General features: G+C 75.0%; 19 protein-coding genes and 2 tRNA genes. 10 read left to right on the top strand and 11 right to left on the bottom strand.

Going from position 1 to position 20,748, the window contains the following annotated elements; all coding sequences use genetic code 11:
* Positions 1-142 precede the first annotated feature (142 nt).
* On the top strand, positions 143-1,813 hold the full coding sequence (locus OO57_RS30715) for a chitinase (protein WP_033255995.1): 1,671 nt from the start codon (positions 143-145) through the stop codon (positions 1,811-1,813).
* A gap of 338 nt (positions 1,814-2,151) precedes the next feature.
* Entirely contained in the window at positions 2,152-2,538 is a 387-nt protein-coding gene (locus OO57_RS30710; RefSeq protein WP_081974085.1) for a VOC family protein, read from the top strand.
* 53 nt (positions 2,539-2,591) lie between these two features.
* Here OO57_RS30710 and OO57_RS30705 read toward each other — a convergent pair.
* Positions 2,592-2,665: transfer RNA gene (locus OO57_RS30705), tRNA-Lys, on the bottom strand.
* A 111-nt stretch (positions 2,666-2,776) separates the two neighbouring features.
* Between OO57_RS30705 and OO57_RS30700 the strand changes: the two genes are divergently transcribed.
* A complete protein-coding gene (locus OO57_RS30700; RefSeq protein ID WP_033255994.1) occupies positions 2,777-4,357 on the top strand; it encodes a Na+/H+ antiporter in 1,581 nt (526 codons plus the stop codon).
* Positions 4,358-4,530: 173 nt separating this feature from the next.
* Complete coding sequence (gene pgi, locus OO57_RS30695; protein ID WP_033255993.1) at positions 4,531-6,192, top strand: glucose-6-phosphate isomerase; 1,662 nt, start codon at positions 4,531-4,533, stop codon at positions 6,190-6,192.
* 171 nt (positions 6,193-6,363) lie between these two features.
* Here the strand turns inward: pgi and OO57_RS30690 are convergent, their stop codons facing one another.
* On the bottom strand, positions 6,364-6,981 hold the full coding sequence (locus tag OO57_RS30690) for a GntR family transcriptional regulator (protein ID WP_033255992.1): 618 nt from the start codon (positions 6,979-6,981) through the stop codon (positions 6,364-6,366).
* A 57-nt stretch (positions 6,982-7,038) separates the two neighbouring features.
* Between OO57_RS30690 and OO57_RS30685 the strand changes: the two genes are divergently transcribed.
* The 3 genes from OO57_RS30685 to OO57_RS30675 are packed head-to-tail and all read left to right on the top strand — an operon-like array spanning position 7,039 to position 9,871.
* On the top strand, positions 7,039-7,833 hold the full coding sequence (locus OO57_RS30685; protein WP_033255991.1) for a (Fe-S)-binding protein: 795 nt from the start codon (positions 7,039-7,041) through the stop codon (positions 7,831-7,833).
* On the top strand, positions 7,830-9,248 hold the full coding sequence (locus OO57_RS30680; RefSeq protein ID WP_033255990.1) for a lactate utilization protein B: 1,419 nt from the start codon (positions 7,830-7,832) through the stop codon (positions 9,246-9,248). Before OO57_RS30685 ends, OO57_RS30680 begins: the two co-directional genes overlap by 4 nt.
* On the top strand, positions 9,245-9,871 hold the full coding sequence (locus OO57_RS30675; RefSeq protein ID WP_033255989.1) for a LutC/YkgG family protein: 627 nt from the start codon (positions 9,245-9,247) through the stop codon (positions 9,869-9,871). The genes OO57_RS30680 and OO57_RS30675 overlap by 4 nt, the downstream gene beginning before the upstream one ends.
* Positions 9,872-9,876: 5 nt before the next feature.
* Here OO57_RS30675 and OO57_RS30670 read toward each other — a convergent pair whose 3' ends face one another.
* From OO57_RS30670 to OO57_RS30640, 7 genes are all read right to left on the bottom strand, one after another.
* Positions 9,877-10,107 (bottom strand): hypothetical protein, encoded by a 231-nt coding sequence (locus OO57_RS30670; protein WP_033255988.1) that lies wholly within the window; start codon positions 10,105-10,107, stop codon positions 9,877-9,879.
* 88 nt (positions 10,108-10,195) lie between these two features.
* Positions 10,196-10,269: transfer RNA gene (locus tag OO57_RS30665), tRNA-Lys, on the bottom strand.
* A 75-nt stretch (positions 10,270-10,344) separates the two neighbouring features.
* Positions 10,345-10,887: a bifunctional DNA primase/polymerase gene (locus OO57_RS30660; RefSeq protein WP_033255987.1), complete on the bottom strand. Its 543-nt coding sequence runs from the start codon at positions 10,885-10,887 to the stop codon at positions 10,345-10,347.
* Between the two features lie 127 nt (positions 10,888-11,014).
* Positions 11,015-11,413 (bottom strand): hypothetical protein, encoded by a 399-nt coding sequence (locus tag OO57_RS30655; RefSeq protein ID WP_234337578.1) that lies wholly within the window; start codon positions 11,411-11,413, stop codon positions 11,015-11,017.
* Between the two features lie 239 nt (positions 11,414-11,652).
* Complete coding sequence (locus OO57_RS30650; protein ID WP_418909926.1) at positions 11,653-13,056, bottom strand: AAA domain-containing protein; 1,404 nt, start codon at positions 13,054-13,056, stop codon at positions 11,653-11,655.
* Positions 13,057-13,084: 28 nt separating this feature from the next.
* On the bottom strand, positions 13,085-14,683 hold the full coding sequence (locus OO57_RS30645) for a hypothetical protein (RefSeq protein ID WP_033255986.1): 1,599 nt from the start codon (positions 14,681-14,683) through the stop codon (positions 13,085-13,087).
* Positions 14,680-15,897, bottom strand: a complete 1,218-nt coding sequence (locus tag OO57_RS30640) for a hypothetical protein (protein ID WP_033255985.1) — start codon at positions 15,895-15,897, stop codon at positions 14,680-14,682. The genes OO57_RS30645 and OO57_RS30640 overlap by 4 nt, the downstream gene beginning before the upstream one ends.
* 137 nt (positions 15,898-16,034) lie before the next feature.
* Here OO57_RS30640 and OO57_RS30635 point away from each other — a divergent pair, with 137 nt between their 5' ends.
* Positions 16,035-16,685, top strand: coding sequence for a histidine phosphatase family protein (locus OO57_RS30635; protein ID WP_033255984.1), 651 nt, complete (start codon positions 16,035-16,037; stop codon positions 16,683-16,685).
* A 22-nt stretch (positions 16,686-16,707) separates the two neighbouring features.
* On the opposite strand, the gene OO57_RS30630 is transcribed toward OO57_RS30635, so the two are convergent.
* Complete coding sequence (locus OO57_RS30630) at positions 16,708-18,087, bottom strand: hypothetical protein (RefSeq protein ID WP_033255983.1); 1,380 nt, start codon at positions 18,085-18,087, stop codon at positions 16,708-16,710.
* 335 nt (positions 18,088-18,422) lie between these two features.
* Here OO57_RS30630 and OO57_RS30625 point away from each other — a divergent pair, with 335 nt between their 5' ends.
* On the top strand, positions 18,423-18,839 hold the full coding sequence (locus OO57_RS30625; protein ID WP_234337577.1) for a hypothetical protein: 417 nt from the start codon (positions 18,423-18,425) through the stop codon (positions 18,837-18,839).
* 161 nt (positions 18,840-19,000) lie between these two features.
* Positions 19,001-19,900, top strand: a complete 900-nt coding sequence (locus tag OO57_RS30620) for a spermidine synthase (protein ID WP_033255982.1) — start codon at positions 19,001-19,003, stop codon at positions 19,898-19,900.
* Between the two features lie 18 nt (positions 19,901-19,918).
* Here the strand turns inward: OO57_RS30620 and OO57_RS30615 are convergent, their stop codons facing one another.
* Positions 19,919-20,485 carry a Uma2 family endonuclease gene (locus OO57_RS30615; RefSeq protein WP_033255981.1) on the bottom strand — a complete coding sequence of 189 codons (567 nt, stop codon included), beginning with the start codon at positions 20,483-20,485 and terminating at the stop codon, positions 19,919-19,921.
* Positions 20,486-20,748: the final 263 nt, after the last annotated feature.

Below are 20,748 nucleotides of genomic sequence, written 5' to 3'. Positions count from 1 at the left end.
AGGGGACGGCCGCAGCCGCTTCAGTGGTCTAGTCCAACTCCCTGGGTGGGTGCCGGTGCGGCGGCACGCCCCCGGCCGGGAACCCCACAGCCCGGCGGGACGGAGGAGGGCGTCCCCCACACAGAGGCAGGAGCATCCCCACATGCACACTCCCCGGAAGAAGCGGCTGCTCGCCGCCGGAACGGCCTGGGCGGTCGCCGCCGCGGGCGCCGTCGCGCTCAGCTTCGGCCTGGCCGGCCCGGCCTCGGCGGGCGAGTTCCTGGTCAACGGCGGTTTCGAGACCAACGCACTGAGCCCCTGGACCTGCACCGGCTCGACCGGCTCCGTGGTCACCGGCCACGCGCACACCGGCAGCTACGCGCTCGCGGGCGCCGCGTCCGCGTCCGACACCGCCCAGTGCACCCAGACCGTCGCGGTCGCCCCCAACACCACGTACACCCTCAGCGCGTACGTCAACGGCGCCTACGTCTACCTCGGCGTCAACGGCGGCACCTCGACCTGGACGCCGAGCACCGGCGGCGCCTACCAGAAGCTCTCGGTCAGCTTCACCACCACCGCCACCCAGACCTCCGCCACCGTCTTCACCCACGGCTGGTACGGCCAGGGCACCTACTACGCGGACGACGTCTCGCTGGACGGCCCCGGCGCACCCGCCTCGCCCTCCGCCAGCGCGAGCCCCTCCCGCTCGGCCTCGCCCTCCCCCTCGGCCTCGGCGTCCACCTCCGCCTCGCCGTCGGCCTCGGCCTCGCCGTCCACCAGCCCGTCCACCTCGGTGCCGCCCACCAGCCCGCCGCCCGCGGGCAGCCACGCCCTGGTCGGCTACCTGCACGCCAGCTTCGCCAACGGCGCCGGCTACCTGAAGATGGCCGACGTCCCCGACAGCTGGGACATCATCGACCTGGCCTTCGGCGAGCCGGACTCCGTCACCTCCGGCACCATCCACTTCAACCGCTGCCCGGCCACCGAGTGCCCCGGCGTCGAGACCGACGCCGAGTTCAAGGCGGCCATCGCCGCCAAGCAGGCCAAGGGCAAGAAGGTCCTGCTGTCGATCGGCGGCCAGAACGGCGAGGTGCAGCTCACCACCACCACCGCCCGCGACAACTTCGTCAAGTCGGTCTCCGCGATCATCGACAAGTGGGGCCTGGACGGCCTCGACATCGACTTCGAGGGCCACTCGCTGTCGCTCAACACCGGCGACAACGACTTCAAGAACCCCACCACCCCGGTGATCACCAACCTGATCTCCGCGGTCAAGACCCTCAAGGCCAAGTACGGCGCGAACTTCCAGCTCACCATGGCGCCGGAGACCTTCTTCGTCCAGCTCGGCTACCAGTACTACGGCTCGGGCCCCTGGGGCGGCCAGGACCCGCGGGCCGGCGCCTTCCTGCCGGTCATCTACGGCCTGCGCGACGACCTGACCCTGCTGCACGTCCAGGACTACAACTCGGGCTCGATCATGGGCCTCGACAACCAGTACCACAACATGGGCGGCGCGGACTTCCACATCGCGATGACCGACATGCTGCTCACCGGCTTCCCGGTGGCCGGCAACACCAACAACGTGTTCCCGGCGCTCAAGCCCTCGCAGGTCGCGATCGGCATGCCCGCCAACACCTACGCGGGCAACGGCTACGTCGCCCCGGCCGTGGTCAACCAGGCGCTGGACTGCCTCACCAAGGGCACCGGCTGCGGCTCCTACACCCCGCGGGCCGGCAAGCAGCCGAACCTGCGCGGCCTGATGACCTGGTCGATCAACTGGGACAAGTACAACGGCTACGAGTTCTCGAAGAACTTCGACAGCTACTTCGGCTGAGAGCCGCCGCAGCAGCGACGGAGCCGGTCGCCCCTCGCGGGGGTGGCCGGCTCCGGTCGTTGGGCGGGGCGAAAAGCGGGGGCGGCTGGCGCCGGGCGGATGGGGGAGAGGGGGAGGGCTGGGAGCTGCCGCAGCAGTGGCGGAGCCGGTCGCCCCTCCGGCAGGGTCCACCGGGACGGCGCCGCGGCGCGCGGACCGCTGTCCGGCACGGCCGCCCGGCGCCCGCGACCGACGCTCCCCGCACCGGCTGGACCGCCGCTGGAGCGCGACCGGAGCCCGGCCGGAACGCGGCTGTTCGACCGGCGGGGAAGGCGCGCCTAGCCTGGGGGGAGGAGGTGATGGCGATGCTGGCAGACGCACCCCTGCTCGCGGTGATCCCGGTGACCGACCTCGAACGGGCCAAGCGGTACTACCACGACACGCTCGGGCTCACCCTCGCCCGGGAAGGCGCCGAAGAGGTGGTCTTCCGCTGCGGCAGCACCGAGTTCGGGATGTACGAGACCCCGTACGGCGGACAGGCCGGCCACACGCTGGCCAGCTGGAAGGTCGCCGACCTGGACACCGAGATGGCCGAACTGCGCGGCCGCGGCGTGGTGTTCGAGGAGTACGACCAGCCCGGGCTGAAGACCGTGGACGGGGTCGCCGAGGCGGACGGCATGCGGGCCGCCTGGTTCAAGGACCCGGACGGCAACGTGCTGTGCGTCAACGAACTGCACCAGGAGTGAGCGGGCGGAACAACGCCGAAGGCCTCCCCGGAGGGAGGCCTTCGACCTGTCGGTGCGCCGCCAGGGACTCGAACCCCGGACCCGCTGATTAAGAGTCAGCTGCTCTAACCAACTGAGCTAGCGGCGCCTGCTGACGCGGAGAACATTACCTGGTCAGCGCCCGAAACACACAATCGGCCCGGCCGGGGCGCGGACGTATGCTGAAGCCGGCGCACCCCACCTGCCGAGAGGAACCACCGTGGGCCAGCTGACCCTGCTCTTCCTGGTCCTGCTCGCCTCGGTGGTCACGATGCCGCTGGCCCGCCGGAGCCGGATCCCGCAGCCGGTGCTGATGACCCTGGTCGGTCTGGTCTTCGCGGTCGTCCCGCAGATCCCCAACGTGCAGATCAACCCCGAGTTCATCCTGCCGCTGGTGCTGCCCCCGCTGATCTTCGCGGTGGCCCGGCGCTCCTCGGTCCGCTACTTCAAGGCCAACATCCGCTCGATCCTGCTGCTGGCCGTCGCCCTGGTGGTGGTCACCACCACCGCGGTGGCGGGCGTGTTCAGCTGGCTGGTGCCCGCCGCGCCGCTGGCCGCCGCCGTCGCGCTGGGCGCGCTGGTCTCCCCGCCGGACCCGGTGGCCGCGGTCGCGGTGGCCGGCGAGGTCGGGCTGCCCCGTCGGCTGACCGCGGTGCTGGAGAGCGAGGGCCTGTTCAACGACGTCACCGCGATCGTCATCTACTCGCTGGCCGTGGAGGCCGTGGTCGACGACGACCTGTCGGTGGGCCGCGCGGTGGAGCGCTTCCTGCTGTCCGCGGTCGTCGCGGTGGCGGTCGGCATCGGGCTGGGCTGGCTGAACGCGAAGATCGCCGGCTTCCTGGACGACCCGACCCAGCAGGTCGCGCTCAACCTGCTCGTCCCGTTCGCCGCGTACGTGCTGGCCGAGGAGGCGCACGGCTCCGGCGTGCTGGCCGTCGTGGTCTGCGCGCTCTACCTCGCCGACCGGGCCTCCGACGCCGACGAGGTCTCCTACCGGCTGGTCGGCAACGCGTTCTGGGAGATCGTCGAGACCCTGATCACCGGCGTCGCGTTCGGCCTGATCGGCCTGGAGCTGTCCACCGTCCTGCGGGACGTCAAGGACACCTGGCACACCATGATCGGCGACACCGCGATCGTCCTCGCCGTGGTCGTGCTGCTGCGCCTGCTGTGGCTGCTGCCCGCCGCCTGGCTCTCCCGGCGGGTCACCCACGGCGAGGAGGACACCCCGATCAGCTGGCGGGAGACCGTCGTCCTGTGGTGGTCCGGCATGCGCGGCGTGGCCACCGTCGCCCTCGCCCTCGGCATCCCGCTCTCGCTGCGCGACGGGCTGCCGTTCCCGGCCCGCAGCGAGATCGTCTTCATCGCGTTCAGCGTCGTCCTGTTCACCCTGGTCGTCCAGGGCCTCACCCTGCCGTACGTGGTCCGGCTGCTCGGCCTGGACGACGCCCACGACGAGCACGAGAAGGCCGTCCGCGAACTGTGGTGGCGCGCCGCCAGGGCCGGGCTGCACCGGCTCGCCGAACTGGAGGAGGAGGACCAGCTGCCGCCCGAGATCACCGAACGGCTCCGCGAGCGCCAGCACGACCGCCTCGCCCGGCTCTGCCCCGAGAAGTACGAGGAGGAGGAGGCGCTGGAGGCGAAGCGCCGCGGCAAGCAGTGGCGGCAGGCCTTCGCCGTCGAGCAGGAGATGATCGCCGCCTCCCGCCGGGAGGTGCTGGTCGCCCGCGGCGAGGCCGGGGCCGATCCCGAGGTCGCCGACCGGGTGCTGCGCGCGCTCGACCTCCAGTCGGCGCGGAAGTGACGTCCCGTCGACGTCCCGTGGTGGACCGCCGGACCGCCGCCGACAGGGCATAGGGTTGGGGGCGGGCAAGGCCGTCGACGTAGCCGGCACACGCACACGTACCCGCCGGACCAGCGCAACCCTCCCGCCGGAACCTGCCGGTACCAGCACCCGTACGACGCTAGGAGCAACCGATGTCGGACACCCCCGCCAACGGCCGGACCCCGTTGGACCGCACCCCGCAGTGGGCCGCGCTGGGGAAGCACCGGGCGGACCTGGGCGAACAGCACCTGCGCGGGCTGTTCGCGGCCGACCCCGACCGCGGCACGCGCTACACCCTCCAGGTCGGCGACCTCTTCGTCGACTACTCCAAGCACCTGGTCACCGACCGCACCCTGGAGCTGCTGCGCGAACTCGCCGCCGCGACCGGCGTGGCCGAACTGCGGGACGCCATGTTCCGCGGCGAGAAGATCAACACCACCGAGGGCCGGGCCGTCCTGCACACCGCGCTGCGCGCCCCCCGCGGCGCCGTGGTCGAGGTCGACGGCGAGAACGTGGTGCCCGCCGTGCACGCCGTGCTCGACAAGATGGCCGCCTTCTCCGAGCGGGTGCGCTCCGGCGAGTGGACCGGCCACACCGGCAAGCGGATCCGCAACGTCGTCAACATCGGCATCGGCGGCTCCGACCTCGGCCCCGCGATGGCCTACGAGGTGCTGCGCTCCTACACCGACCGCGACCTGACGGTCCGTTTCGTCTCCAACGTCGACGGCGCCGACCTGCACGAGGCCGTCCGCGACCTGGACGCCGCCGAGACGCTGTTCGTCGTCGCCTCCAAGACCTTCACCACCATCGAGACCGTCACCAACGCGGTCGTCGCCCGCGGCTGGCTGCTGGAGCAGCTCGGCGCCGGGGACGAGGCCGTCGCCAAGCACTTCGTGGCGCTGTCCACCAACGCGCAGGGCGTCGCCGACTTCGGCATCGACACCGCCAACATGTTCGAGTTCTGGGGCTGGGTCGGCGGCCGCTACTCCTACGACTCGGCGATCGGCCTCTCGCTGATGATCGCGATCGGCGCCGAGCGCTTCCGGGAGATGCTGGACGGCTTCCACCTCGTCGACGAGCACTTCCGCACCGCCCCCGCCGAGCAGAACGTCCCGCTGCTGCTCGGCCTGCTCGGCGTCTGGTACGGCTCGTTCTTCGACGCCCAGGCGCACGCCGTGCTCCCGTACTCGCACTACCTGTCGAAGTTCACCGCGTACCTGCAGCAGCTCGACATGGAGTCCAACGGCAAGTCCGTCGACCGCGAGGGCAACCCGGTCGACTGGCAGACCGGCCCCGTCGTGTGGGGCACCCCCGGCACCAACGGCCAGCACGCCTACTACCAGCTGCTGCACCAGGGCACCAAGCTGATCCCCGCCGACTTCCTCGGCTTCGCGAAGCCGGTCGCCGACCTGCAGCCCGCCCTGGTCGCCCAGCACGACCTGCTGATGGCCAACTTCTTCGCCCAGACCCAGGCGCTGGCCTTCGGCAAGACCGCCGAGGAGGTCGCGGCCGAGGGCGTGCCCGCCGAGCTCGTCCCGCACAAGACCTTCCGCGGCAACCACCCCACCACCACGATCCTGGCCGCCGAGCTGACCCCGCGCGTCCTCGGCCAGCTGGTCGCCCTCTACGAGCACAAGGTGTTCGTCCAGGGCGCGGTCTGGAACATCGACTCCTTCGACCAGTGGGGCGTCGAGCTCGGCAAGGTCCTCGCCAAGAAGATCGAGCCGGCCCTGCTCACCGGCGAGGGCACGGAGGCGCTGGACGCCTCGACCGCCAACCTGGTCGGCCGCTACCGGGAGCTGCGCGGCCGGTGAGAACGGCGGGCCCGCATCCAGGGGCTCGGGGAACGGCGAGTCGGTGCTGCTGACGGCCGGAGCCCATCGGAGGTCCGTGCTGCTGCGTCGTGGCGACGGAACCGGAAGCCGATGCGCGCTCCGGCAGTGCACCGTCAGCAGACTCGGGCTCGCCGTCCCCGAGCCCCTGTTTCACGTCACGCGCGCCAGCAGGGAGTCGGCGTGGGCGGTGACCAGGTCGCGGGCGGCGGCCGGGTCGGCGGCGGCGAGGGCGCGGGCCAGGGCGAGGTGCTCGGCGTGGTCCTGCTCCGCGTGCGGGGTGGTGGCGGTGGCGGCGGCGGAGACGCGTACCTGGCGGTCCCAGAGCGTCTCGTACAGCGAGGTCAGGACCGGGTTCCCGGCCGCGCGCAGCAGGGTGAGGTGGAAGTGGCGGCCGGCCTCGACGGGGTGCGGGTCGCGGTGCTCGCAGGCGGTGAGCAGCTCCGCGGCGGCGGCCGCCAGCGCGGCGGGGCCGCGGGCGGCGAGGGCGTCGATCGCGGCGCGCTCGAACAGGACCCGGGCGGCCAGCACGTCGCGGGCCTCGCCCGGGGCGATCGGGACGACCTGGGCGCCGCGCTTGGGGTACAGGCGCAGGAAGCCCTCGGACTGCAGGCGCAGGAACGCCTCCCGGACGGGCGTGCGGGACAGGCCCAGCTCGGTGGCGACGACGCCCTCGGAGAGCAGCGTGCCGCCGGGCCAGCTGCCGTCCAGCAGGCGGGTGCGGACGTGCTGGTAGGCCCGGTCGGCGGTGGGGAGGGCGTCGGTCGTCACCCGGTCATTCTGCCACGCACCCTGTCTTGCATCTAAGCTTGCATCTATGATGCGGGCATGCCCCCGAACCCACCGCGCCCCCGCACCGCCCTCTTCGTGACCTGCCTGAACGACACCCTCTTCCCCGGCACCGGCCGCGCCACCGTCACCCTGCTGCGCCGCCTCGGCGTCGAGGTCGACTTCCCCGCCGCCCAGAGCTGCTGCGGCCAGATGCACTTCAACACCGGCTACCGCAAGGAGACCGCCAGGCTCGCCCGGCACTTCGTCGACACCTTCGCCGACTACGAGGAGATCGTCGTCCCGTCCGCCTCCTGCGCCGGGATGCCCGCCGAGGCGTACCCGCTCGCCGCCGAGGCCGCCGGAGACCCGGGGCTGGCCCGGGCGGTGGCCGAACTCGCGCCCAGGGTCGTCGAGTTGACCCAGTACCTGACCGACCGGCTGGGCGTCGAGCAGGTCGGCGCGCACTTCCCGCACCGGGTCACCTACCACCCCACCTGCCACAGCCTGCGGGCCACCGGGCTCGGCGAGCGGCCGCACCGGCTGCTGCGCGCCGTCGCCGGGATCGACTACGTCGAACTGCCCGCCGCCCAGGAGTGCTGCGGCTTCGGCGGCACCTTCGCGGTGAAGAACCCGGCGGTCTCCGGCGCCATGAACGGCGACAAGGCCCGGCACGTCCTGGAGACCGGCGCGCACGTGCTCGCCGCCGTCGACAACTCCTGCCTGATGAACATCGGCGGCCGACTCACCAAGGACGGCCACCCGGTGCGCACCCTGCACCTCGCCGAGATCCTCGCCCGCACCGAGCAGGACGGGCCGCTGCCCGGCGTCCCCGTCGTGGAGGCCGCCCGATGACCAGGTCCTTCCTCGGCTGGCCCGCCTTCCCCGAAGCCGCCGAACGCGAGGTCGGCAACGAGCAGTTGCGCGAGAACGTCCGCCGCGCCACCCGCACCATCCGCGGCAAGCGGGCCGTGCTCGCCGCCGAACGCCCCGACTGGGAGCAGCTGCGCGACAGCGCCGCCGCGATCAAGGACCAGGTGCTGGCCGGACTGGAGCAGTACCTGCTGCAGGTCGAGGAGAAGGTCACCGCGGCCGGCGGCACCGTCCACTGGGCGCGCGACGCCGCCGAGGCCAACCGGATCGTCACCGACCTGGTCCTGGCCACCGGCGAACGCGAGATCGTCAAGGTCAAGTCGATGCTCACCGAGGAGATCGGCCTCGACGCCGCCCTCGAAGCCGCCGGGATCAACGCCCGCGAGACCGACCTCGCCGCCGCCATCGTCCAACTCGGCGACGACCTGCCCTCGCACGTCGTCGTCCCCGCGCTGCACCGCAACCGCAGCGAGATCCGCGACATCTTCGCCCGCGAGATGGGCCGCCACGGCCGGCCCGCCCCCGAGGGCCTCACCGACGACCCCGCCGAACTCGCCGAAGCCGCCCGGCTCCACCTGCGGGAGAAGTTCCTCGGCGCCAGGGTCGCCGTCTCCGGCGCCAACTTCGTGGTCGCCGAGACCGGCACCCTGGTCGTCGTCGAGTCCGAGGGCAACGGCCGGATGTGCCTCACCCTCGCCGACACCCTGATCTCCGTCGTCGGCATCGAGAAGACCGTCCCCACCTGGGCCGACCTGGAGGTCTTCCTCCAACTGCTGGCCCGCAACGCCACCGGCGAACGGATGGCCCCCTACACCAGCACCTGGACCGGCACCACCCACGGCGACGGCCCCCGCGACTTCCACCTCGTCCTGGTCGACAACGGCCGCACCCGCGCCCTCGCCGACCCCGTCGGCCGCCAGGCCCTGCGCTGCATCCGCTGCGGCGCCTGCATGAACACCTGCCCCGTCTACGAGCGCACCGGCGGCCACGCCTACGGCTCCGTCTACCCCGGGCCGATCGGCGCCATCCTCAACCCGCTGCTCAAGGGCCTCGACGACGAGCAGACCGCCTCGCTGCCGTACGCCTCCACCCTGTGCGGCGCCTGCAACGAGGTCTGCCCCGTGCGGATCCGCTTCACCGACGTGCTGCTCGACCTGCGCGCCCAGGTCGCCGACGGCGGCAAGCACCCCGTCGAACGCGCCGCCCTCGGCGCCGTCGGCGCCACCATGGCCCGCCCGCTGCTGTGGAAGGCCGCCGTCAAGGGCGCCGGACTGGTCGGGCCGCTGCTGCCCGCCCGCACCCCCGTCCCCGGCTGGAGCGACAACCGGGCCCTGCCCGACGTCCCCAAGGAGTCCTTCCGCACCTGGTGGAAGCGGAACGAAGGAGAACGCGCATGACCGCCGCCGCCCGCGAGGAGATCCTCCGCCGGATCCGCGCCGCCGCCGTCCCGCCCGCCCCCGAACCGCCCCGGCACTACCTGCGCCACGCCCCCGGCGTCCCCGACGAGGACCGCCCCGCCGTGCTCGCCCTGTTCGCCGAACGGCTGGAGGAGTACGGGGCCGAGGTGCTGCGCGCCGACCGGCCCGGCCCCGCCGTCGCCCGCGCCCTGGCCGAGCACGGCGCCCGCAGCCTCGTCGTCCCCGACGGGCTGCCCGCCGAGTGGACCGCCGACTGGGACGGGGAGGTGCGCACCGACCGGCCGCCGCTCGGGAAGGCCGGACTCGACGCCACCGACGCCGTCCTGACCGGCTGCGCGGCCGCCGTCGCCGACTCCGGCACCCTCGTCCTCGACGGCGGACCGGCCCAGGGCCGCCGCGCCGCGACCCTGCTGCCCGACCTGCACGTCTGCGTGGTCCGCGCCGAACAGGTCCGCTCCGCGCTGCCCGGCGCGCTCGCCCGGCTCGACCCCGCCCGGCCGCTCACCTTCGTCAGCGGGCCGTCCGCCACCGCCGACATCGAGATGATCCGGGTCAAGGGCGTGCACGGGCCGCGCCGGCTCGCGGTGGTCCTGCTGGACTGAAGGGCTCAGGGCGAGGCGGTCGCCGCCGGACGCGGCGTCGGGCCGTGCTGCGCCGTGTACACCAGACCGAAGCCGAGCCCGGCCGCCAGCGCCACCGCGCCCGCCCAGGCCAGCGCGCGGAGCAGGCCCCGCCTCCGCCGCTCCTGCCGGTGCGCGCGCAGGGCGGCCGCCTCGGACCCGGCGAGCTCCGCGTCGAACCAGGCGGCCCAGTCGGAATGGAGATCGTCGGACGCCATGCAGCGGACACTAGCAGCCCTTCACGCGCCGTCCGCGTCCCCGGGAACGCGAAAGGCCCCCCGGTGAAGGGGGGCCTCTCGCTGTCTGTGCGCCGCCAGGGACTCGAACCCCGGACCCGCTGATTAAGAGTCAGCTGCTCTAACCAACTGAGCTAGCGGCGCCTGCTGACGTGGAAGACTCTAGCAGCGGCCGCGGCCGGAGCCAAAATCGATTCCCGCCGGACCGGCACCCCCCGTTCAGCGCGCGTCCACCACCTGGTCGCCACCCTCCCGGACCCGCCCGCGGGCCGCCCGGACGCACGCCCACAGCACCACCGACGCCCCCGGCAGCCACGGCTCGCTGGTGTCCGGCGCCACGATCCACCGGCTGGTCGTGCTCTCCGGCTCGTCCACCGCCCGCTGCACCGGCGGCACCGTGATCGCGTCCCCCTGGCCGTGGCAGAGCAGCGGCGGCACGTCCCGGGCCCACTCCTCCCAGGCCAGCAGCGTCCGCAGCCGGGCCGCCGCGCCCGGCTGCACGAACAGCAGCGTCCGGCCCCGGTAGGTCGCGACCGGGCCGCAGCCCGGGCCCGAGGTCCACAGCTCGTCCAGCACCCGGCGGCCGAACACCGCCGGCAGGCTGATCACGTCGAACACCCGGCCGCACGGGAGGACCGCGGGCGCCCACGGACGGGCCTCCCACAGGGCGCGCATGCTGCTCGGGTACTCGCTGGCGGAGGCGAGCCACGCCTCCCCGGCGACGCTGACGTACTCCACGGATTGATAGGTCCAGATGTCCACCCGGTCAGGGTGGACCGGTGGCGGGGCCGACCGGGGAGAAAACGGCGTTCGCCGGACAGCGGAGGGGGAGGGGGCGTACCATCGCCCGCCGCATATGCCAGAGGCCTGGCGGGGCGCCCGGCCGGGCCTACTCCTCCAGGCCGCGGCGCTGCAGCGAGCGGCCGTACTCGACCATCTTCCGCGCGTAGTCGGGCGTCCAGTCCGCCCGGTCGGCGATCTGTTCCGCCGAGAGCGCGTCGAACCGGCGCGGGTCCGCGAGCTGCGCGGCCGCGAGCGCCTGGAAGTCCGTCGCCCGCTCCGCCGCGGCCCGGAACGCCAGGGCCAACTGGGTGGAACGCGCCAGCAGTTCGGACGGGTCGTCGATCGACTCCAGGTCGAAGAACCGCTCCGGCTCCGGCTCCGCCCCCGGCGGCTCGAAGAGCAGCTCGACCGGCCGGATCCGCCGGGCCGGGCCCGGCACCGGGGGGACGACCGCCGGGACCGGCGAACCACCCTGGTCGGACGCCTGCGGATGCGAGTCGGGCATGACGGGGCACCTCCGGGAGTGCGAGGGGAAAGACGGCCGCCGTCCATTGTCGCGCGCGAACCGCCAGAACCGGAACGGTGCGCCCGCGAGCGCTATTCCCCACCGGGGGCGCGCAACCCGCGCTGCGCGCCCCAACGCGAGAGGGCCCGCCGGGGCCCGAAGCAGCACGGACGCATCGACGGGCTCCGGCCGTCAGCAGTACGGACCCGCCGTTCCCCGAGCCCCTGACGGGGCTCGCCCTACAGGCGCACCCGGTGCTCGGCCAGGTGGGAGAGGACCGCGTGGTTGGCCTCCCAGCCGTCGGGGAACTTGACGGCCACGCCGAGCTGGACGGGGTCGGTGGCGGGGTGGTCGTCGAGGAGCTCGGGGATGCCCGCGCGGGCCACCACGATGCAGGCGTGCCGGTGGCGGGAGGCCAGCACGCACAGGCGGCCGGTCTCCAGGTGGAAGGCCGTCGCGTCGGGGCGGCCGGAGAGCGGGTGCAGGACGACGGTGACGTCGTACTCGCGGCCCTGGAGCCGGTTCGCCGTGTCCACCGTCACCGCCTCCCCGGCCGCCGGGTCGACCGGGACGCCCAGCCGGGCCAGTTCGGCCCGCACCGCGGCTGCCTGGTCGCGGTGCGCGGTCCCGACGGCGACCCGGCCCGGGGTGAGCGGGGCGGAGCCCTGCTCGGAGTGCGCGGTCAGCTCGCGCTCCAGCAGGCGGCGGACGGTCGCGGCGACCGCCGCCACCGCCTGGGCGTCGGTGCGGACGGTGTGCCGGGCCGGGAGCTCCAGCAGCGCCCAGCCGCCGGCCGCGGCCTCGTCGATCGCCGCGTCCACCGCCGACCCGTCCCCGCGCAGGCCCGGCCGCAGCGTCCGGTCGTCCGGGCCGGTGCCCGCGCGGAACGGGGTGTACGGGTAGAAGGCGTCGGAGACCAGCGGCGCGGCCGAGGCGGGCAGCCGCCAGGAGACCGGAAGGCGGTGCGGGCGGATCTCCGGGTTGTGGGCGAGCAGGGTGACGACCGCGGAGGAGGACGGGTCGTAGGACAGGCCCGCCCACTGGTCGGTGCCCACCACCGTGAACGGGTCGAGCTGGCCCGGGTCGCCGACGAACAGCGCCCGCTCGAACAGCCGGGCCACGGCCAGCAGCGCGTCCGAGCGCATCTGGTAGGCCTCGTCGACGATGGCCTGCCGCCAGGGCTGCTCGGTCTTCACCCACTGCCACTTCGCCGCGGTGGAGATCACCACGTCCTGCTCCAGCAGGTCGGCGACCTTGTCCTTGGCGGTGACGTTGGCGTGCCGCAGGGCCTCCGGCGCGGGCCGGGAGTCGCTGGCGTGCAGCCGCCCGATGCTCATGCCCGGGGCCTTGGACGCCAGCCGGTCGACCAGGTCGTCGACCTGGCTGTTGGTCTGGGCGACGATCATCAGCCGCTCGCCCGCGTCCACCAGCTCGCGGGCCGCCCGCACCACCAGCGTCGACTTGCCCGCGCCCGGCGGGGAGTCGACCACGACCCCGCGCGGCGCGCCCGGCGCCGGGCGCACCACCGCGTCGAGGATCCCCGCGACCGCCCGGTCGGCGGCCTCGCCCGGGGCCGGGGCGGGGCCCGTGCCGGGGCCGGTGCCCGTGCCGGGGTCGGGGAAGGCGCCTTCGGGGTCGGTCACCGCTGCTCCAGAGAGATCCATGCGCACGTCATTCCCACTCGTCCCCACCGGCCGGTGCATCCTCGACGGCCACCGGGGGGCCGCCGTGCGTCCACGGGGTGTCGGCGGGCTCCGGCAGCGGCGCGGACTGCCGGGGCGCCAGCTCGAACAGGGTGAACACCACGGCCGTGCCCGGCTCCGGGACGCTGCCCGGCTCCGGGTCCTTGCGGCGGCCCATGCCGGACAGCAGCCGCACCACCACCTCGCCCGGCGCCGCGGAGACGACCTCCGCCCGCTGGGCCGGCTCCGCGTGCGCCCGGTGCGCCTCGCGGCCCGGATCGGCGTGCGGACGGTCGTCGGTGCGCACCACCAGCAGCGGGCGCGGCTTGGGGGAGCGGCCCGCGGACCACTCCGGGACGACGTCCACCACCTCGCCCGCGAACGCCTCGCCCGCGAGCCGGCGCTCCGCCATCGCCAGCGGGTCGTCCAGCGCCTCCTGGATCTCCAGCCTCGCCTGCTCGCGCTCCCGCTGGGCCAGCTTGCGGGCCGCCGTCACCGCGTCGTCCCGGCGCGGCTGCGGGGGCTCGCCCGCCGCGACCCGGTCCCGGTGCATGGTGAACGACCAGCGGTCGCCCTCCCAGCGGTCCGGCAGGTGCCCGGCCGCGGGCAGGGCGCGCAGCAGGTCGAGGCCCCGCCAGACGTCGTGCCAGGTCGGCAGCGTCGCCGCCAGCAGCACCCGGGCCAGCTCGGCGTGCGCCTGCTCGACCAGGCCCGCCGCCCGGCGGACCTCCGCCCCGTCCCGGGCCGCCTCGGCCCGCTCGCGCACCGCCACCGCCGCGTCGTGCCGCAGGATCGCCGGGGCCAGCACCCGCTCGTCGAACTTCGGGTCGGTCGCCGGACCGGCCGGCGGGTGCAGCAGCAGGCCGTCGCCGTCCCGCGCCGACTCCACCCACTCGGCGGCCGCCGCGCCGACGGCGGGCGGCTCCAGGCCGGCCGGCGGCAGGTGCCAGGCCAGCCGGGCCGCCAGGTGCTGGTCCTCCAGGTTGCTCTGCCCGGTCGCCCAGTGCCGCGACAGCAGGCCGGTCATCGCCAGCAGCAGCGAGGACCCCGGCACCTGCGCCCGGTCCGTCAGGTGCGTCAACCACCGCCCCAGCAGCGGGACCTCGGTCGGCGACGGGTACTCGCCCGGGTCGGGGTCCTCCACCGTGCGGCGGAACCGGGTGGAGCGGCCCAGCAGCGCCAGGTGCGAGACGCCGCCCGCGTTCGGCACGACCAGCTGCGGCGCGTCCGCGCACAACTCCCGCACCACCGGCACCTTCTCGCCGCTCACCGGGTCCCGCTCGGAGCCCTCCAGCAGCTCCACCTCGTCCCCGAACGACTCCAGGTACGGCACCACCTCGCGGGCCACCGCCGCCAGGAACTCCCAGCGCTGGGTGCGGTTCAGCGGCTGCGGCACGAAGTGCAGCCGGGGCGCCTCCCGGTCGGTGCCCAGCAGCACCGCCAGCGGCGCCCCCGACTCGCCCGCGGCCGCCAGCGGCACCAGCACCATCGGACGCTCCGACAGGTGCCGGTGCCGCACCGTGGCCAGCGGCTGCGCCCGCTGCGCCCGCACCGCCTCCAGCCGGGCCAGCGTCGACAGCAGGCTCACCGCACGCCGCCCGCCGCCAGGGCCTCCGCACGCAGCCGGGCCGCGTACACCAGCCGCTCGGCGGCCTCGTCCAGGCCCGACCCCTCCTCGAGGGCGGGCTCCGGGCCGCCCCCGCCGCCCTGCTCGGCCGCCGCCAGCGCCTCCGCGACGGTGCGCAGCGCGCCCAGCTCGCCGCGCACCCCGCGGCCCAACTGCTCCACCGCGCCCGCGCAGCGCGCCTGCGAACGGCAGTGGAAGCCCAGCTCGCAGGTGGAGATGCACTCCGGCGCGTACGCGGCGGGCACCGCGGCGACCGCCGCCGCCAGCTCCCCGGCCGGGCGGGTCGGCGTGCCCGAGGCGTCCCGCGCGAGGTCGAAGGTCACGCCCCCGGGCAGCGCCGCGAGCAACTGGTCGATCCGCGTCATCCGGGACAACTGCCGCCGGGTGACCGCCAGTTCGCGCCGCACGTCGACCGGGACGGCGACCGGCAGGGAGGAGAAGTCCTTCGGGCAGACCAGCAGCACCGTCAACTCCGGCGCGCCCGGCAGGTCCTGGACGGCGTACGGGCCCGCCGACAGCGGACGGCCCGCCAGCCGGGCCGCCGCCTCCTGCAGCGCCAGCACGTACACCGCGGCCTGCCGGGCCGCCGCCCCGACGTTCGCCGGATCCGCCGAACCGTCCAGCACCGGGAAGGACTTGATCTCCACCACGGTGCACCGCCCGGCGTGCACCACCACCGCGTCCGGCTCCAGGTAGGCCGGGCTGCCCGCCACGTCCAGCCGCAGCAGCGGGTGGTCCAGCAGCGTCCAGCCCGCCGGGTCGGCGGCGGCCTCGGCCAGCGCCGCCGCCGTCCGCTCCGCGCGCACCGCGGGGGAGGCGGAGGGCAGCAGGTCCGGCACGGCGAGCGAGAGGGCCTCGTCCTCCGGCACGCCCAGGCGGCGGCGCAGCGGGGCCAGCAGCACCGCGTACCCGTCCCGCTTCAGCCGGGACTCGAACTGCAGGCCGCGGCGGATCGCGAACGGCGACTGGCCGAACGGTGCGGGACGGCCCAACTGCTGGGCCAGCGCGGTCTTGTCGACGCCCGCGGCGTCCAGCAGGGCGCGGCGGCGGCAGCCCGGATTGGCGGCGAGGGCGGCGAGGGCACGGGCGTCGAGGCTGCGCTGCGGCGCCGGGCCGCGCAACTCGGAGAGCCGCCGCAGCGGCGGGGAGGCCTGCCCCAGGTGCGAGACGTTCATGGTGCGGCCCAGTCTCGCACCCGACGGCGACAAAGCGGAGCCCGGTCGTCGAAGCGGAGCGCCGGGTGGGGGATCATGGGGAGGGTGGCCCCCGCCGCGGGGCCCGCCACGCACCCCTTCGAACGAGGTAACCCCCCATGCCCGCCCGCATCGTGCTGGTCCGCCACGGCGAGACCTCCTGGTCGGCCACCGGCCGGCACACCGGCCGCACCGACGTCCCGCTCACCGAGGAGGGCCGCGCCATGGCCCGCGCCCTCGGCGAACGCCTCGCCCGCGCCCCGTGGAACGGCCTGCCCGGCGCCACCGTCTGGACCAGCCCGCTCTCCCGCGCCCGGGAGACCGCCGAACTCGCCGGCTTCGGCGACCGCGCCGTCGAGCGCCCCGAACTCCTGGAGTGGGACTACGGGCAGTACGAGGGCCGCACCGGCGGCGACATCCGCGAGAGCGACCAGCCCGGCTGGCTGATCTGGCGCGACGGCGTGCCCGGCGGCGAGACGCTCGCCCAGGTCTCCGGCCGGGTCGACGCCCTGCTCGCCGAACTCAACGACGAGCACGGCACCCCGCACCCCGACACCACCACCATGAACTGCGCCGACCGGGACGTCGTCCTGTTCGCCCACGGCCACCTGCTGCGGATCCTCACCGCCCGCTGGCTCGGCCTGCCCCCCGAGTACGCCCAGCGGCTCAAGCTCGGCACCGCCGCGCTCTGCGTGCTGTCCTGGGAGTACGGGCTGCCCGCGATCGAGGTCTGGAACGACCACAGCCACCTGGAGCGGCTGGGGCACTGACCCCGCCCCCGGCCCCGGGCCGTCAGGCCGCCGCGTCGTAGCCCTCCAGGAACTCCCGGACCTCCGGCACGGCGGCGTGGCCGCGCAGCCGGTCCGCGGTGTGCGCCAGCATGCCGCGGATCCGCGCGGAGCGGACCTGGCCCAGCAGCGCCACCGCCGCCGTGCCGTGCGCGCCCGCGCCCGCCAGGTCGCCGCGGCCCAGCCGGTCGTGCGCCAACTCGGCGGTGTACAGCACCCGGTTGCGCACGAAGTGCGGCTCCTGGAGCCCTATGGCCCGCTCGGCCCGGGCGCTGGCCCGGTCCCAGTCGCCGAGGGCCGACCAGCACTGCGCCTCCTGCCCGGCCAGCTCCGCCTCGCCGTAGAAGGACATCCACTCCGGGTCGGCGTCCGGTCGCTCGCCCCGCTCGAACAGCGCGTACGCCCGGGACAGCGCCCGTTCGCAGGCCGGGCGGTCGCCGAGCAGCGCCCAGCCGCTGGCCTCGCGCAGCGCGAGCAGCGACAGCAGCCGGTCCGAGCCCAGCCCGTCCGCGGCGGCCTGCCCGGCCTGGGCGGCCCGCAGCGCCTCCCGGGGGCGGCCGGCGTCCCGGGCCAGGAAGGCGCTGTTGCTGAACACGTGCGCCTCCAGGTGCGGGTCGCGGGCCATCCGGGCGGTGGCCAGCGCCTCCGAGTAGAACGACCTGGCGTCGGTCAGCCGGTTCGAGTCGTGCGCCAACCAGCCCACCGAGATGGCCAGTTCACCGGCCCCTGACTGCAGGCGGCGCTCGGTCGCGGCGCTGTAGTCGCCGTCGTTGAGCAGCACGTAGGCGCTGCGCAGCGACTGCCCGGCCAGCTCGAACAGGGCGTCCGCGCCGTGCGCGTCGTCCAGCAGCCGGATGTCGCGGACCGCCTGCTCGACCCCCCGCACCTCGGCGGCGCCGACCCGGCGGCGCTCCGGCAGGGGCGCGGCCGCGGGCGGCGGGGGCGCGGACGGCTGGGCCTGGTCCAGGCCCAGCACGGCCGCCACGGCGGTGGGACCGCCGTTCAGGAACGTGCGGCGAAGCACCTCGTCGTTCTCCTCGTCAGACCGGTGCGGTGCGCCCGGCGGTTGCGCCGGGACGGACGGACCGGTGGTCGGCGCGCGGCGGCGGACCGCCGTGCGGGGTGCGAACCCGAGCTCCGCCAGCGAGCGGTCCGGCCACATGTGCCGGAACACCCGCTCGTACGCGTAGTTGGGGCAGCGGATCTCGCCGGACTCGACCCGTCCGACGTAGCGCGCGTCGCAGGACACGTGCTCGCCGATCTCCCGGGCGGCCCGGCGGACCAGGGTGGCGAACTCCCCCGGCGAGAGGCCGCCGCGCAGCTCGCGCATCGCCTGGTTGGGGACGGGCGACGGGCGGGGCCCGCCGGTTCGGGTGGCTGCCATGCTGCACTCCGAGGTCGTGCCGGGGTGGTCGCGCCGACACCCGGGGGAGGGCCGCCGCGTCGCCAGAACAGTACCGGCAGTCACCGTGCGAACACGGCGGGTCGCCGGGAGCGGGTGGGTCAATTGCGGACAATACGGACCGAGTTGCCGCCTTCTGCCATGAAATGCCATGGCTTGCTGTATCGGAGGCCGTGGCCTGGGCGACCGGTTCCGCGTTGTCCTGATACATGGACACCGGCGGTACGGGCCCCCTCCCGCACCGGCCCCCCGTCGCACGACCGGGTGACGGAGCACCACCCGGTTTCCGCGCGTCCCGAGGCGACAGGAGGTCCCCCATGGCCACCGGAGTTCCCCAGTACCGGCGTCCGGCCGTCCCCGCCGCGCCGCCCCCCGCGCCCGCGGGCACCTCGGCCAGCCGCGTGGTCCAGTACGACACGGTCACCGTCCAGGTCCGGCACGGGCTGGAGGCGGTCGACATCCTCCGCCTGCGGCGGGCCTGCGGGGCCGTCCAGCAGACCGCGGGCGGCACCGCCGTCGCCTTCCTCGTCCCGGCCGGCACCGCCCTGCGCTGGCACCTGACCGGCTCCGCCTGTACGCCGGGGGCCGAACTGCTCCCGCCCACCGACCCGCGCTGGATCATCCCGCCCTCCGGTCCCCAGCCGTACCCCCGCCCCACCGACGCCTGGGTGCTGCGCTCCGCGCTCTGCGAAGCCGCCACCACGCTCACGGCGGGCGGCCTCGGCCCGCTCTGAACGCGCCCCGTACGTCGGCTGACGATTCGTCAGAGAACTTGCCCGACGGGTGAGTTGGCATGCAAGCGTCGTCTCGCTGGGTGGACCGCGCGACCCCGCAGCGGGCAGCCCCCGTCACCCACCGTCGCGAGCCGCCCGGACCGGTCCGCGATAATGGACCCATGGGCCGCCCACGCACCACCCCCGCCGTCCCCGGCCGCACGCACGCCGTCCCCGGCCGCACGCACGCCGAAGGCCCGCTCACCGCCGCCGTCGCCTCCGGCACCGCCGAGCTCCGCCCCGACCGCGACCGGCCGCACGCCTGGGAACTCCGGCTGGACGGCGCCCCGCAGTCCCTGGTCGACCTCGCCGACCCCACCCACCTCGGCTTCGCCTACCAGCGCCGGATCGGCCACCTGATCGACCTCGCCGCCCCCGCCCGGCAGCCCCTCACCGCCCTCCACCTCGGCGGCGGCGCCCTCACCCTGGCCCGCTACACGGCCGCCACCCGGCCCCGCTCCCGCCAGCAGGTCGCCGAGATCGACACCGAACTCACCGCCCTGGTCCGCACCGAACTGCCGCTCGACCGCAGCTGGCAGGTCAAGGTCCGCGGCGGCGACGCCCGCGCCGTCCTCGAACGCACCCCCGACGACTCCACCGACCTGGTCGTCGCCGACGTCTTCGCCGGGGCCCGCGTCCCCGCGCACTGCGCCACCGTCGAGTTCGCCCGGCACGCCGCCCGCGCCCTCACCGGCACCGGCCACTACGCCGCCAACCTCACCGACGGCGGCCCGCTCTCCTTCGCCCGCGCCCAGACCGCCACCCTGCTGGCCGTCTTCCCCGAGGTCTGCCTGATCGCCGACCCCGCGGTGCTGCGCGGCAAGCGCTTCGGCAACCTCGTCCTGCTCGCCGCGCACACCCCCCTCCCGCTCACCGACCTCACCCGCCGCCTCGCCACCGACCCCGCCCAGGCCCGCCTGCTGCACGGCCGCGACCTCACCGACTTCACCGCGGGCGCCGCCCCCGCCACCGACAGCACCGCCGTCCCCTCCCCGGCCCCGCCCCCGAAGACCTTCACCTGACCGGCCCCCGGGGCCCGCTCAGCGCCGCAGCGCGGCCGGGTCGAGGTCGAACGGGAACGGTTCGGTGAGGGCGGTGGACCCGCCGGGCTCGACGGTGCGGTCGAGGTAGCCGCCGCCCCCGGGGGCGAGCCGACCGAGGTGGAGCCGCGGCGCCGGGTCGAGGTCCAGGCGCCAGTAGTGCGGGACACCGGCGGCGGCGTACAGGCCGGGCTTGGTGCGGCGGTCGATGACCTTGGTCGACGGCGAGGCGATCTCGACGGCGACCACGACGTCGTCGGCGTGCAGGGTCGCTCCGGCGCCGGCGGTCGCGGCGGCGTCGGCGATCACCAGGTCGGGGATCAGCAGGCCGTCCGGGACGAGCACGTTGACGGCCTCCAGCACCTCGAACGGGGCGTCGGCGGCGACGATCGCGGCATCGAGCAGCGCCCACAGCCGTGAGCTGATCCGCTGGTGCGGGACTCCGGGGTTGGGGCTCATCAGCAGCACCCCCCCGACCAGTTCGATGCGGTGGCGGGTGTCCTCGGGCAGGGCCAGGACGTCATCGACCGTCCACGGCCCGAGGTGATCGGAAACAGCGACACTCACGATCCTTCCTACCTTCCTTCGACGCCGTGGAGGGGGACACCTCCATTGTCTCCACAGGTGTCGGTCGGCGATACCGGCGTGGTGGGGAAACGGGTCAGTGGCCGCCGCCCGGGAGGCCGCGGTGCTTGTACATGGCGGCGGCCGTGAGCAGCAGGCCCGCGGCGATGGGGATGAGGACGGCGAGGGCGTCCTCGTTCGGGGGGCGGACGGGGGTGGCGGTGAGGGCGAGGCGGTCGGGGGCGGGGCGCGGGGCGGCGGAGCGC

It is taken from the genome of Kitasatospora phosalacinea (assembly GCF_000717185.1).
Classification (GTDB): Bacteria; Actinomycetota; Actinomycetes; order Streptomycetales; family Streptomycetaceae; genus Kitasatospora; species Kitasatospora phosalacinea_A.
Note: the sequence above shows the minus strand (reverse complement) of the source record. Positions and strands in the feature narration are given on the sequence as shown.